Source organism: Akkermansiaceae bacterium (assembly GCA_017798145.1).
GTDB lineage: Bacteria > Verrucomicrobiota > Verrucomicrobiia > Verrucomicrobiales > Akkermansiaceae > Luteolibacter.
In genome coordinates, this window is sequence record CP059069.1 from 2,861,999 (window position 1) to 2,875,437 (window position 13,439).

A 13,439-nucleotide genomic window follows, 5' to 3' on the forward strand; every position below is an offset into this window, starting at 1 on the left:
TCCCTCTGCCCCACCTGCAAGCTCAACATGCGAGGCACCGTAACCTTCGTACCCATGAAAACATCCCTGCTTCTCGGCCTCATCTCCGCCGCATCCCTCCTCGCCAGGGAGCCCGCAAAACCATCTGCGGATCTAACAGCCGTCACCACGGAAATGGCCGCCGCCGCCAACGCCTTCCTCTCCTCCCTCGGTGAGGCCCAGGCGAAGAAAGCCCGCTTTCCATTTGAGTCCGACCAGCGCGAGGCATGGGGCTTCGTGCCGCGCGCGCGCAAAGGTGTCCCGCTCGAAGATCTCGATGAAAAACAGACCGCCCACGTCCGCACGCTCCTCAAGACCGCCCTCAGCGATCCCGGCCTTGGCAAGGTCGATGCGATCATGGCGCTCGAAGCCTTCCTTGCGGAGATCGAGAAACGCCCCGACTTCCGCAATCCCAAGGCCTATTTCACCTCCGTCTTCGGTGAGCCAAAAGCCGGCGGAACCTGGGGCTGGCGCTTCGAGGGGCACCACCTATCGCTCAACTACACGATCGCCGACGGCAAGGCCGTTTCCGTCACCCCGTCCTTCTTCGCCACCAACCCCGGCGAGGTCATGATAGACCACCCGATGAAAGGCACCCGCCCCCTCGCCGCCGAGGAAGACCTCGCCCGAGCCCTGGCCACCACCCTCAGGGAAACCGGCAAGCAAGTCGTCTTCTCCGAGAAACCTCCCGGAGAAATCCTCACCGCCGAGGACCGCAAGGCGAAACAGCTCGACCCTGTCGGTGTCATTGCAACGGAAATGACCGCCGCCCAACAGGCCGCGCTCAAGGAACTCATCGCCGAGTTCGCGAACCGCCACCGCAAGGAGCTCGCCGAAGCCGATCTCGCCAAAATCCTGGCCGATATGGATAAGCTCCGCTTCGGCTGGGCCGGCGGCCTCAAGCGCGGCGAGCCCTACTACTACCGCATCCAAGGTACTACGTTCCTAGTGGAAGTCGCAAACGTCCAGAACAACGGCAACCACGTCCACGCCACCTGGCGCGACCAATCCAACGACTTCGGCAACGATCTCCTTGGCGATCACGTCGGACACGACCATTGAGCGCCAATCTCCATTTCCTGCGCGACCTCCCGCCTGCCCGGGAGCCAAATTTCTGGGAGCATTCCCCCGGCCTTTTTCTCGCCTGGAATGAATTCGGAGACCCCTCCGGGAATCCCGTCTTCTACTACCACGGCTGGCCGAGCTCCCGCCTGCAGGCGCGGCTGGCGCACCACCTCGCGGCGGAGCGCGGGCTGCGAGTCATCGCGATGGACAGGCCGGGTCTCGGGAGATCGACGCTTGTCCGTGAACGCAAGCTGGAGGACTGGCCCGATCTCATGGCTCGCTTCGCGGATCATCTGGGGATCGGAAAATTCGGCCAAATCGGTGTCTCCGGAGGTGGCCCGTATGTGCTTGCCTGCGCGGCGATGATCCCTCAGCGGCTGACCGCCTCCGCCGTGCTCGCAGGCATGGTGCCATTGCCCCTGACCGGCATCGGAGCAAAGGGGCTGCACCCGCTCTACCGCGCCCTCATCCCGCTGCGGAAGGCGCCGGCGCCGTTTTTCACCGCAGGCTTCCGCATCGCATCACTGGCAGCGAAATGCAGGCCGGATGCGCTGCCGATGTCCCTGCTCCTGCGCAGCCTCGCGGCGGAAGACAGGGAGATCATCCTCCGTGATCCGGAGATTTGGCCGGTGCTTGCGAAAAGTTTCACCGAGGGCGTCTGCGGCCTCTCCGGCGGGCAGGGCGTGATGACCGATTCGGAAGTCTACCTCCGCAAGCCCGCCATCAAACCCGAGGAAATTCGCCACCCGATCCGCTACTGGCATGGTGCGGATGACAGGAATATCCCCGCCGCCCTTGTGCGCGATCTGGTCTCGAAAATGCCCGCCGCCGCCCTTGATGTCGTCGATGGCCTGGGGCATTTTTCGCTCGCCATGCTCCGCGCCGGATCGGCCCTGGACCACATTGCGGAAACATCCACCCCATGAGCGAAGAACCGGAAGAGGAATGGGTCGATGTCGGCAAATACTCCTCGCTCGATGAGGCGCACGAGCACGCGCTCGTCGCCCTCGCCATGGGGGAGGCGATCCGCGTCGAGCACGGCGACGAGCCGGGCGGATACGATGTGCGGGCCGAGCCATCCGCAGCCCCGAAGGTTTCCGAGGAGCTCAAGGCATACGAAGAGGAATCCCGCACCGGGGAGGCCTTGCCGCTGCTCCCCTCCAACTGGGGTGCCCACCCCGCCGGGGCACTCCATTTCCTCGTTTGGGCCGCCACCCTCCTCCTCGTCTTCCGTTCCCAGTCCATCGATCCGACCATCTCCGACCGCTTCGCCTCCTCGAGCCGGGCTCTCATCGGCAACGGCGAGTGGTGGCGGCCCTTCACCGCGCTCTTCCTCCATGGCGACGGGCCACACATCGCCGGGAACCTGGCCAGCGGCGCGGTGTTCGGGATGCTCGTCTCGAAATCCCTCGGGCCGTGGAAAGGCTGGTCCATGATCCTGCTGGCGGGCACCGCCGGGAATGCGATCACCTCATGGATCCTGTGGCCTGTGGATTTCCGTTCGCTTGGCGCATCGACCGCCGTATTCGGTGCGCTCGGCATCCTGTCCGGGATCGGCATCGTGGAGAATTCCCGCGAAAAAATCCGCATGCCATGGCTCCGGGTCATCGCCCCGTTGCTGGCCGGTTTCGTCCTGCTCGGCTGGCTCGGTGGTGCGGCGCCGGGCGAGGGAGTCGATGTCTTCGGGCATGTCTTCGGCTTCTGCGCCGGAGTGCTCGCCGGAGTGATCTGCCGTTGGGGAGGCTGACCGCACTTACATCCTGAAATCCTCGCCGAGGTAGTGCTTGCGGGCGATGGGGTCGTTGACGAGCTCCGAGGACGGGCCTTCCAGGATGACGCGGCCATCGTGGATGAGGAAGGCGCGGTCCGTGATCGAGAGGGTCTCGCGTACGGAGTGGTCCGTGATGAGGATTGCGAGGCCGTCCTTTTCGCGCAGCTCGCGGACGATGCGCTGGATGTCCTCGACGGCGAGCGGATCGATGCCGGCGAAGGGCTCGTCGAGCATGAGCACACGGGGATCCGAGCAAAGCGAACGGGCGATGGCGAGGCGGCGTTTCTCTCCGCCGGAAAGGGTGATGGCGAGGGATTTGGCGAGCTTGGTGATGCCGAAGCGGGCCAGGAGATCGTGGGCCCGCTCTTTCTGGTCCGAGCGGGAGAGTCCGGGGCGGGTCTCAAGGATGGCGAGGAGGTTGTCGAGGACGGAGAGCTTGCGGAACACGGATTCCTCCTGGGGGAGATAGCCGAGGCCGAGGCGTGCGCGGCGGTGCATGGGCAGCTTGGAAATGTCCTGGCCGTTGAGATGGACGGTGCCGCCCTCCGCCGGGATGAGCCCGGCGATCATGTAGAAGGAGGTGGTTTTCCCCGCGCCGTTGGGCCCCATGAGGCCGACGATTTCCCTGGGGCGCACGGTGACGCAGACGCCATCGACGACGGCGCGCCCGCCGTAGGTTTTACGCAGGCCTTGGGCGGAGAGGACGGCGTTGGCGGTGTCTGTGCAGGTGGAGCCGGGATCGTGGATCATGGATGGAACGTCAAATTCGAAGCTGTATGCCACAAGGAGGGGGCTAGCGGCCTTTCAGGTTCAGGTTGCCGCCCATCTGCCAGTTGCCCTGGGTGGAGAAGGAGCCGTCGTTGAGGAGGCGGAGGGTGAGGTTCGGCTCCATGGCGCGGGCGAAATACGTGCCCTGTTTGACCCATGGGTAGCCGCCATGGATGATGATTTCCCCGCTGGGGATGTCGTAGGTCAGCACCCTGCCGCTGGCTTGGACGGCGTCTTTCCCGCCGACCGATTTCTGGTTGAGGAGTACGGCACCCTCTGCGATGAGCTTTTTCACATCGCCGAAGTTCCCCACGCCGGCTGCTGGCTTCTTCGGGGCTTTTGGATCCGCGGTTTTCTTGTCGAAGAAGACCTTGAGCTGATCCGCTCCCTTGAGATCGAAGCGGGGGTCTTTGACCACGACGTTTTTCAGATAAACCAGGACGCCCTCGTCGGCATCGAAATACATGCCGCCATCGCAGGTGATGAGGGTGTCATCGGGGGATGGCTTGATTTCCAGCGGTGCGGCTTCCGGGGATTTCCCTGGCTCTTCGGCGGCGCTTGTTTCCAGGCCGCTGTTGTTGATGAATGCGGTGGCCGCAGCGCCGGCTTTTTCGCCGCTGCCGATGTCTGCCGCGAGGGTGCCTGCGGAGGCGGCGTTGAGCGCATCCGCCTCAGGTTTCATGGATTTCGCCTGCTCCTTGATGGCTGCCACTTCCTCCTCGGAAACGAAGGGCGGCGGCAGGGCGATGAGCGGGGAGGGAGCGAGGCAGAGAGCGATGAGTGCGGCGCGTGAGAGCGGGTTTGCGTTCATGGTGGTGGTGGGCGGGGCTGAGATCCAGGTGTTTGCCGGGCCGCGGAGGAAGCCCTCGCCATCCTGGAAGGCGTAGGCGAGGCCGCTGCCGCGGGCGATGAGGCGGTCGTTGGTGATTTCCACCTCTTCCTCGGCGGTGAGGAGCGATTTCACCTGATCGAAGAGGGCGCTCCTGAGCTTGACTTTGCCGCGCAGGCTGCGGTCCGGGTTGTAGAAACGGATGAGGACGTTCTCGCCCTTGACCAGCTCGGGGTTGACGAGGGTCATGGTCTCGGTGAGCAGGTCTCCGGAGAGGTTGCGCTGCGAATCGTAGCGGGGGAGTAGGACACCCTTGAGCACGCTACCGTCCGGGAGCAGGGAAACCGGGTTTTTCCTGCCTTCGGGGGAAGGTTCCGCAGCGCAGAGCGCGGGAGCGGCGAGCAGCAGGATGGAAAGGAGGCGCGGCAATGGATGCGGGTGTGTGAGGTTCCGGTGTTAGGGCTTCAGAAGACAATATCCATTGCTGGCGTGCAGACAATCGCAATATCCACCCGTTCGTGGAAGACGTGGCGATCTTCGATCGCCGCCATTTCCCCCATTGCCTTGATACCCTTCATGTAATCAATATTGCTCTCCATCAAATTTTCTTGCGATTGCACAGCGTTGGCATCACTCCGAGAGGAGCAACTCTGGCCTGCATCCCGGACGACTTGGCCAGGGGACTGGAAGCCGAGTCGAAGAAGACCCACTTCACGAAATCGGAGGTCGCCCGCAGGCGCCTGATCGCGGCGGGCTCGCAACCCAATCAAACGGCCTCCGGATTTGATCTGATCGCGGACTTGGCCGGAACTTCGAGGCGGCCAGACCGATGAGCCGTAAGCGTCCTAAATTCATCCCCCTGGCGTTGCTCCGGCGTAGCGGTGGGGGGCGCGGGCGGTCAGGCGACTTGCTCGGCTTCGGCTTTCGTTTCGGCCTTGGCTTTGCGCTCGGCGGCGATTCGGGCCGGGGTTAGCGCGGAGGCTTGCTCGGGGGTGGCATCGTGAGGCAGCCGCTTGAGGACTTCGACAAGGTAATCCTCGGGATCGAGGCCTTGGGCGCGGCAGTTGGCCAGCAGGGTGTAGATTAGGGCGTTGTTTTCCCCGGCCTCGAGACTGCCGAAGAACATCCAGTTTTTCATGCCCAGCTTGGTGGGGCGGATCATGTTCTCGACGAGGTTGGTGTCGAGCTCGAGCGCTCCGTCCTCGAAGCAGACGAGGATCTTGTGCCACTGGTTGAGGGTGTAGTTGATGGCTTGAGCCACATCGCTGCCGGGGAGGTGCCGCTGGCGTTCCGCGAGGACGAAGCGGTGGAGCTTATCGGCGATGGGGGCGGCTGCGGGCGCGGCGTATGAGTTCGCGGCAGGCGGGTGGCGCGGCGGTCTGGCGGGTTTGCTTTTCGATGTGATAGATGCGCTGGATGTATAGCAGGATGGGGACGGTGACTTCGGGTGTGGCTTTGCCGAGGTCGGTGAACTTGCGGCGGGTGTGGGCGAGGCAGCCGGCGTGGCGGAGGCCATGTTTTTTCGCTACGGTGTCGTAAACTCCGTAGCCGTCGGTATGCATGCCGCCTTGGTAGGCTATGGTGTTGGTGACCTCGTCGTAGCCGAGGAAGTCTAACAGGCAGTCGGCTCCGCGCCCGGCGTGCCAGTCGAAGTAACATGTGCCCGTGGCGTTGTCGCGGTATACCCAGAGGCGCCCTTCGCGGGTGGAGCCGTGGCCGGGATCGAGATAGTCGATGGGTGTTTCATCGATCTGCAGTTCGCCGGCGAGAAGGAGTTCGGCTTTGATCGCCCGGCCGATGGGGGCGAGGTGGCGGGCGGTGGCGTGGGTCCAGGTGTTGAGGGTTTGCCGCCTGATGTCGATGTCGTGCCGTCGTCGGAAGCGCTGGGACTGCCGGTAGTGGGGAAGGTGGTCTTCGTATTTGTCGGCGATGATCTGGGCGGCGAGCGCGGGAGCCAAAAGGGTGCCGGGGATGCTGGGAAGCGGGGCGGGTGCGATGAGCGGCGGGCGGGCTTTCTCGGTTTTGTGGACGAACTTTTTGCGAACGGTGCGACGCCAGAACATCTCGGCTTTGGTGACGTCGAGTTCGTCGTGGTGCTCCTCGCCGATCTGCTGCCATGCGTCAGGGTTGGCGAGGACTTCATCGGGGATGATTTCCTTTTCGATGAGGATCAGGAGGTTCCTGGGGAAACGCTCGGCTTTGGTGCGGCGGTTTTTTGGGGCATTTGGTTTTTCCTCCTCCGGTGCGGATGTTTCGCCGCTTGTTTCCGGAAGAGGCTCGGGCTTTCCCAGAACCATTTCATCGAAGAGGAGCTGGAGCTGGGCGGGGTCAAGCTTCTCGCTGCTGGAGCCGAAGAGGCGTTGCTGGAGTCCGGCGATGATCCTGTCTTTGCGGGCGAGTTCGGCTTTGAGGTGGGTGTTTTCGGCCTTGAGTGACGCGATCTCCCTTTCCATTTCACCGAAGCGAAGGAGCAGGGTTTCGAGATCCGTTGGAATGCCATTATCCACTAGATTCCTAGTAGCAATAAGCGTGCCTGAAATGGTCTGGGGGCGGATTTTTTCCGAAGATTATTCCGGGCGCTCATACCATGGCTTGAAGGCGGCTCCGCGAAGATCCACGCCGTTGATGAGAAGCTGCAAAGCCTCGGCGTGGAGCTTGATGCGGCGCTGGCCCGGCTCGCTGGGAACCGGCCAGCTGAAACGGCCTTTCTCCAGTCGTTTGGCCGCGACCCATGTGCCGGTGCCATCGAAATAGAGGATTTTCAGGCGGTTGCGGCGCTTGTTGGTGAAGACGAAAAGGAAGTCCCGTGCTGCCGGAGTGCCCTGGAGATGGTCGGAGGCGAGTTGCTGGAGGCCGTTGAAGGATTTGCGCATGTCGCAGGGATCGAGGGCGAGGAAGACCTTGAGGGAGTTGGCAGTGAGGTTCAGCACGGGCGGCCTCCTTTCGCGGCGAGGTGGTCGCGGAACGCGGCGATGAAGTCGGCGGCGAGCGGGACGGCATCGCGATCTTCGAGCAGAAGCGAGAGACCCTCGGAGAACTCGATGACCAGGCGCGGTCGGAGCTGGCGTGGGAACTCGACTTCGACGAAACGAGCATCGGTGCATTTCAGAGGCTGCGGATAGCCGGGATCGGAACTGGACATGGCGGCCAGTGTGGCAGACCAAGGGGATTACGATAGGGGGTGGATTTTGGGACGCTTACGAAGCATCGCCCTACGGAATTCACGGATATTGTAGAGATGATTCAGTGCTCAAAAACCTACTGGCACTCAACTTCCAGTTCTTCCCGAATCACAAATCTTTATGCGCAATAGTATAATTATGATTCTTCAACATCATTGTCACGCCCCTCGTTTCCGCTTAATAATTCTAGCGATCAGCCATGCCAGTAAAGCAAAAGCTGTAACGACGATAAACACCCAAAATCTTCCGTTGGAACTTTCTTTTGTGGATTTGCCGCTGGGAATCAGGAAATCCTTTGCCTTCCGCACCTTCATTTCCAAGTACTTTTGCTTGAGATATTCCACCGTGTCCCTGTCCTGTTCTTTCTCTTCCCTTTCCAGTTGATCCACTTTGTCGAAAGCAAGCGGTTGGGCGGCAGGGTCGAAATTTGGAATTTGTGCAAGAATCGCATCAGATTCAGCCATTGGTATAAAATATCGTGGAAAGGATCGGCTTGCTGGTTCCAGCGTCTTGGGACTAGCAAGAACTGCATACCGCCCCTTAGCTTCGGTACGTTTGTCAAATATGTCTTCCCTACTGATAATGAGGAGGTGATGAGCATGATATTCCCGCGAAATACTCGAGTCGGCTCGGATTGCCGGTGCTCCCGGAACTAATGCCAGCGAATTGGCGCCTTTCATGTAATTTACATCTATCGCCATTTTTCCAGATTTGATGAGACTGATTCCTATGAAATCGTCCCATACTTTCGGAAAGTCATCACCATTCTTAGGGCTAAACTCATAGGATAACTGCAACGCCAAATCCGAACATACCGCGAAACCGTTCGCTCCTTCTTGTGCGAAGGAGGAAAGCGACATAAATGCCGTGACGAATCCAATTATCAACCAACGATACAATCTCATTTTGACCAGCTTTTGTTATTTCTAAACCGGAAAACCGAGGTTGCGGAAAAGACTTCAATCTCGGGCCTAGTAGGATCTGCCACTCCGCCGCCCCTCATCAGTCCTTTCTCAGCATGATGAATTTCTCCGTCCTGAGTTCCGGGTTGATGCCCGATTTCGTGTGCGGCCACTGCTATGATATAGTTTTTAAGATCCTCCCGTGCCTCATTTCCGATTACGGGATTGGCACCAGCGGCCGCAATTCTGAATGAGTTATCAAACCATTCCCGGCAGTTTTCAACATACACAACCGCCTGTTCAATGCCATTTATTGGTGTGGTCGCGCCATCGGTTGGTATCTCGAATTTGGGATCATCATCCTCATGAATGTTAAATTGGTATGCAGTCGTGAGTGGTGCTATCCAAAAGCTCTTGGTTTCGACAAGTTCCCTAGCATTCGAAGTGACTGACTGAACTTCTGGAAGCAATGGATCATGGACTTTAAAAGGAACCGTTTTCGTTTTGTTATAGGATCCTGAATCGATAATTTCGATGAACGAGGTAGAGAATAGTTTTCTCATGAATCCTTCCTCGGCTACGGCTAGATCGTTGCGGGGAAGTGGCGGTTCTGTCAGCCCGTAACCATCATCGTCGTAGAGCCGGAAGCTTGTCCCGTTGGGAATATTCGCATGATTTCCGGAGATACTCAGGTGATAGGTGCCCGTTAGACCACCTACAAGTTTGGATTCGATAACAGACTGTGTGGCGTTTTGAAAAATAATGCGTGAGTTCTCCAGATTGGCAAAACTCGAGAAGTCTTTTACGGGAGAAATAACGAGCCATGTATCATTGCCGTTCGTATGCGCGAAGCTGTTCGTAATTCCAGGAATTCCTACTTCTGATTCGAAGTAGTTCTCCTTGAAGCCGGATGGGTCGTCGCCGATTGCCAGCATCGAATCATTCTCCACCCACAGCCTTCGCCAGACGGTAAGTGATTCGGATGCTATTATTTCGCCCGTCTGTGCGGATTCTAATCCGATGTATGTTGGAAGCGTAGAATTGGATGTTTGGACTTCGGAGTAACCCTGTGCGTCTTCGACGGAAAGGACTGCTCGGTAATTATCGCCGGGCTGCATGCCGACTCGGTAGTCGAACTCCGCGCGTCCGTTGACGTTAAATGCCTTGTCGGAGGTGTTGTTCCCCCACTTGTTCTGTGTGTTGTCCCAGAAGTGGCCCGATTTGGCGGTGTGAAGGAAGTCGTTGGGATGGTTGTCGTCCCCGGCTTTGCCATTTGTGTCGATGACGGAATTCTCTCCTTCTACATCCATGTCGAAAACCTCGTCCGTGCTGTCGTCGATGTCGAAGGATTTGACGTAGCATTCGATGCCTTTGAGGCCTTCGGTGGCTACGAGACGGAGCTTGTGACGAATTTGGTTGTCGTGAGGGTTCTTGCGGCCGGGGAAGATGCGTTTGCCTTTCTCTGTGTGCGTCCAGGGGTCGATGTGTGTGTCGAGGTTGTCGAATCCTTCGATTTCCTCCCAGACGAGTTTGGGCGCTACAATGGCGACGCGCCGGTTTTCATAATTCGCTTCGAACTCGGGCTGGGTGGCGGCCACGTCCTGCCTGCCTATTCCCGTAAGGGGGGTGTTGGGGTCGTTGGTGCCGGTGGCGGGGTCATAGGACTCGATGAATTTCCCGAGGTAGGCGGTCTGGGGCTGGATCTTGAGCGTGTAGTCGTAGTCCGGCCCTTTGCCGGGGGCGTTTGGGTCATAGCCGCTGCTGCCTTGGGTGCTGCTCTGCCAGTCGATCTGGAAGGTGTAGGTCTCTCCCTTATGGAAGATGCTTCTAGGAAGTTCAAGGTAGGAGCCGTGCCCTCCGGAGCGGTGGGTATGGAAGCGGAATTCGTCCCCGGTCAAGGGGTCGATACGGAATATATTGAGGTTGTAGTCCTCGCTGTCGCTGCCGCTCTGGTCGCCGACGCCAAGCAGTATCGTGACGCGTTTATCGGTAGCCAGGGGCTGTCCGTTGTCCCTGTCGTCAGACGGGTTGGAACCGTTGGTGATTTCCGCCCCGTCGGTAGTGCCGTCGCCGTCCGTGTCGTCGAGAGTGGGATCGGAGGCGAAGCTGAATTCCTGGAAGTTGGTGGCACCGTCGATGTCGGGGTCGCCGCTGCCGCCGTTGTCTCCGGTTGCGACGAGTGGATTCAGGTTGTGAGCGACTTCCCAGCCGTCGGGGAGGAGGTCGCCGTCGGTGTCGGGGTGGGCTATATCGGTTTGGTGGGTGTTCTGCTCGTCGAGGTCGGAGAGGCCGTCGCCATCGGTGTCGCGGACGGTGTTTTCCCAGACGAAGGGGGAGGTGATGAAACCGTATTCACCGTGTTCGCGGGTGTTGTCCTTGTCGAAGTCGTTCCAGATCTCGGTGTTGTTCTCGCTGACGTCCCAGAGGCCATCGTTGTCGATGTCTTCGTGGAAAAGGTCAAGCGACTCGGTTCCGTTGAGAGGACGAGACCAGATGCGGATACGGTCAAAGGTGCCGAGCGCCTGGTTCTGTGGGAGGCTGGGAGCCATGCGCCCGAAGGTATTCCAATCGTAGTTGTAGTCGGTGGGCGAAGTCGGGGCGGTTTTGGTGAGCGGGATGTTGAGCCATGTGACGCTTTGGTTATCGAGGCCGGGCATGATGGTGCCGTCGATGTAGAGGGTGTATTTCCCGGCGGTGCGGACGATGGTGTAGTGGTGCCATTTCCCGTCATCCGCTGTGCCGAGGGGACGGGTGAAGCTTTTCCCGATGATGCTGCTGTGGGGGGCGCCACCGCTGGTGTTCCATGTGTATGCGCCAAGGTAGAATTCCTCTTCGGTGGCGTTTTTTCGTCGGACGGCCAGCGTGTTACTGGCGATGCTGCTTTGCGAGGGCCTGCAATCGCTGAGGCTCCAGAGGCATTTGTGGATCGTGTTGCCGTTTTTTATGCTGTCTTTCTGGAAGCGGTGCCAGAAGGAGAGGGTGAAGGAGTTGGTAATGCCCGTAAAAACCTTGCCGTCGCCGAACACGGACTTGTCGGCGAGCGGGAGGCCGTGGGAAACGAAGCCGCGCCGCGCGAAAAAGGGCTGGCCGCTGAGGGAGAATGGGACGAGGACAGGCCATGCGGGGGTGATGCCAGGTGCGCGATTCTCGGAGCGAGCCTCGTTCTTCCCGAACAGGTTTGCGATGGGCATGGAGGCTTCCTCGAATGTCCAGTTTGCCTTGAGGCCGACCATGAGTCCTGCGGTTTCAAGGCCAAGCCCATCAGGATCGGCTACGGTCCCGGAGTCTTTCGGCGCAGCGTCGATGCCATCGGGGATCCCGTCGCGGTCGGTGTCGGGCGAGAAAGGGTCGAGGGTGAGTTCGTTTTCCTCCCAGTCGCTGAGTGTGTCGCCGTCCGAATCCGTGTCACCGATAACGATGCGCATGAAGACTTTCGCGGGTATGGTGCCGTCGGCGTAAATGTTCTCGGACTCAAAGGTCTGCGCCACGCCGCTGCCCAGAAACACTTCGGAAGCGGGTGACCAGTCCACGAGGTTTTCCGAAATGGCCACCTGGTAGGTTTTTCCGGCGATGGTGGGCCAGGTAAGGGTGACGATGGGCGGGTCGATCACCACCGGCGGCGGGCCCGATGGCGTGATCGGGCCGGGCGAAAAAGGATTTTCGGGTGGGGGCGAAGCCGGGGCTGCGGAGGCCTCGCTTTCCTCGAATGTGCCGGGGGTGTATGAGATTTCTGGGCGTACGAGGCCGACGGGCACGCTGCCGTCATTGGGATCGGTTCCGGCGGTGGACTCTTGGAGGTTCGTCCAGCCGTCCAGATCGGGATCGGCGGCGGGGGCTTGATCGGCGGGCGGATTGGGGCCGATGAGGAAGCCGTATTTCGTTTCCCACAAGTCTGAGAGACCATCAGTATCGGTGTCGATCAGTGCGTGTGCGGCGGGAGAAATCAAAAGCCAGAGTCCGGCTGCCAGAGGGAAAGAGAGGCGCTTCATTGCGCGTCTCCTTCGGCTGGGGTTGGGAGAGGCGTCTCGGCGATGCGGTAGCGGATGATGAGATCCTTTGGCTGGGGCGGGTTGGCGAGGAGTTCGGCTGCCTTGGCTTTGGCGGCGCGCTCGCGCCCAAGGTGGGCGGCGGCTAGTTTCGCTCCCTCGGTGGCATAGATCTTGTGTAGCGAGTCGATGAGAACGAGCGCTTCGGCAGGGAGGTTCTTCTGGTCAGGGATGAATGCGGGGGCAGTTCCGGAAAATTGCGGAGCCTCCTCCGCAGGGAATTCTTCGTTGCCGATCCCCATGATGAAGCAATGGGGTTGCCCGTCGGTTCCGAGGAAAGTGGAGATACCCGAGAAATGGTTGAAATCGACGTTCGACCAGCCAGAGCATTCGATGCTCGCGCCATCTTCCCTGCAGTGAACCCAGCGCACAGATGTCAGTGAACCCGCATAGACACTGGCCGAAAGCAAGGTGAGGTAGGTGGGGGCGGTGGGGGCGGCGTCCTGCGTTTCCCCTGCCGGGACGGCTGGAGCAGGAGACGGTTTGACGGAGATTACGGGCTTCACCGGGTCGTTGGGATCAAGCGCGAGGCGCTGAACCGTGATGTCGCGCCCTCCCTGTCGGGTGACGGTGGTTTCCTCCACGTCCGCCGGGCGTAACGCGACGCGGATTTCGGGGGCTATTGCCTCGCTGCCGTCTGGTGGTTCGGTGAGAAGGGCGGGTTGCTGCTGGGCATTCGTAACTGAAAGCGAGGCGACAAGCGCAATGAGAGGGAGAGGAAACTTTTTCATATTTGCTGGGGTTTCCTTCCAGGTGGACGGGGAGTTAGAAAGTCGTACACAGACGACTGCAACGGCCTTTAGCCGTTCCCCGGAGGCAACGGCCTGGACATTCGCCGCCGCCTCCCCGGCCTTTCGG

General features: G+C 60.1%; 11 protein-coding genes. 3 read left to right on the forward strand and 8 right to left on the reverse strand.

Annotated elements, in window-relative coordinates:
* Positions 1–54 precede the first annotated feature (54 nt).
* Genes HZ994_12195 through HZ994_12205 form a run of 3 tightly spaced genes read left to right on the forward strand, consistent with a single transcriptional unit; the run spans position 55 to position 2,830 of the window.
* Entirely contained in the window at positions 55–1,080 is a 1,026-nt protein-coding gene (locus HZ994_12195; GenBank protein QTN33043.1) for a DUF3500 domain-containing protein, read from the forward strand.
* Complete coding sequence (locus tag HZ994_12200) at positions 1,077–2,009, forward strand: alpha/beta hydrolase (GenBank protein QTN33044.1); 933 nt, start codon at positions 1,077–1,079, stop codon at positions 2,007–2,009. Before HZ994_12195 ends, HZ994_12200 begins: the two co-directional genes overlap by 4 nt.
* Positions 2,006–2,830 carry a rhomboid family intramembrane serine protease gene (locus tag HZ994_12205; GenBank protein ID QTN33045.1) on the forward strand — a complete coding sequence of 275 codons (825 nt, stop codon included), beginning with the start codon at positions 2,006–2,008 and terminating at the stop codon, positions 2,828–2,830. Before HZ994_12200 ends, HZ994_12205 begins: the two co-directional genes overlap by 4 nt.
* Positions 2,831–2,836: 6 nt before the next feature.
* Here HZ994_12205 and lptB read toward each other — a convergent pair whose 3' ends face one another.
* The 8 genes from lptB to HZ994_12245 form a co-directional block, all read right to left on the reverse strand.
* On the reverse strand, positions 2,837–3,604 hold the full coding sequence (gene lptB, locus HZ994_12210; GenBank protein QTN33046.1) for an LPS export ABC transporter ATP-binding protein: 768 nt from the start codon (positions 3,602–3,604) through the stop codon (positions 2,837–2,839).
* Between the two features lie 43 nt (positions 3,605–3,647).
* Positions 3,648–4,880 (reverse strand): hypothetical protein, encoded by a 1,233-nt coding sequence (locus HZ994_12215; GenBank protein QTN33047.1) that lies wholly within the window; start codon positions 4,878–4,880, stop codon positions 3,648–3,650.
* A 469-nt stretch (positions 4,881–5,349) separates the two neighbouring features.
* On the reverse strand, positions 5,350–5,967 hold the full coding sequence (locus tag HZ994_12220; GenBank protein ID QTN33048.1) for a transposase: 618 nt from the start codon (positions 5,965–5,967) through the stop codon (positions 5,350–5,352).
* Positions 5,968–7,018: 1,051 nt separating this feature from the next.
* Positions 7,019–7,381, reverse strand: a complete 363-nt coding sequence (gene tnpB, locus HZ994_12225; protein ID QTN33049.1) for an IS66 family insertion sequence element accessory protein TnpB — start codon at positions 7,379–7,381, stop codon at positions 7,019–7,021.
* Entirely contained in the window at positions 7,375–7,593 is a 219-nt protein-coding gene (locus tag HZ994_12230) for a hypothetical protein (GenBank protein QTN33050.1), read from the reverse strand. The genes tnpB and HZ994_12230 overlap by 7 nt, the downstream gene beginning before the upstream one ends.
* 198 nt (positions 7,594–7,791) lie before the next feature.
* Positions 7,792–8,538: a hypothetical protein gene (locus HZ994_12235; GenBank protein QTN33051.1), complete on the reverse strand. Its 747-nt coding sequence runs from the start codon at positions 8,536–8,538 to the stop codon at positions 7,792–7,794.
* Positions 8,535–12,524: a hypothetical protein gene (locus tag HZ994_12240; protein ID QTN33052.1), complete on the reverse strand. Its 3,990-nt coding sequence runs from the start codon at positions 12,522–12,524 to the stop codon at positions 8,535–8,537. The genes HZ994_12235 and HZ994_12240 overlap by 4 nt, the downstream gene beginning before the upstream one ends.
* Complete coding sequence (locus tag HZ994_12245) at positions 12,521–13,312, reverse strand: hypothetical protein (GenBank protein QTN33053.1); 792 nt, start codon at positions 13,310–13,312, stop codon at positions 12,521–12,523. The genes HZ994_12240 and HZ994_12245 overlap by 4 nt, the downstream gene beginning before the upstream one ends.
* Between the last annotated feature and the right edge of the window lie 127 nt (positions 13,313–13,439).

Bases quoted from the DNA above. Each gene is read 5' to 3' on its own strand.
- HZ994_12195 (QTN33043.1), top strand. From the start codon at position 55: ATGAAAACATCCCTGCTTCTCGGCCTCATCTCCGCCGCATCCCTCCTC.
- HZ994_12205 (QTN33045.1), top strand. From the start codon at position 2,006: ATGAGCGAAGAACCGGAAGAGGAATGGGTCGATGTCGGCAAATACTCC.
- lptB (QTN33046.1), bottom strand. From the start codon at position 3,604: ATGATCCACGATCCCGGCTCCACCTGCACAGACACCGCCAACGCCGTC.
- HZ994_12220 (QTN33048.1), bottom strand. From the start codon at position 5,967: ATGGCCTCCGCCACGCCGGCTGCCTCGCCCACACCCGCCGCAAGTTCA.
- HZ994_12230 (QTN33050.1), bottom strand. From the start codon at position 7,593: ATGTCCAGTTCCGATCCCGGCTATCCGCAGCCTCTGAAATGCACCGAT.
- HZ994_12235 (QTN33051.1), bottom strand. From the start codon at position 8,538: ATGAGATTGTATCGTTGGTTGATAATTGGATTCGTCACGGCATTTATG.
- HZ994_12240 (QTN33052.1), bottom strand. From the start codon at position 12,524: ATGAAGCGCCTCTCTTTCCCTCTGGCAGCCGGACTCTGGCTTTTGATT.
- HZ994_12245 (QTN33053.1), bottom strand. From the start codon at position 13,312: ATGAAAAAGTTTCCTCTCCCTCTCATTGCGCTTGTCGCCTCGCTTTCA.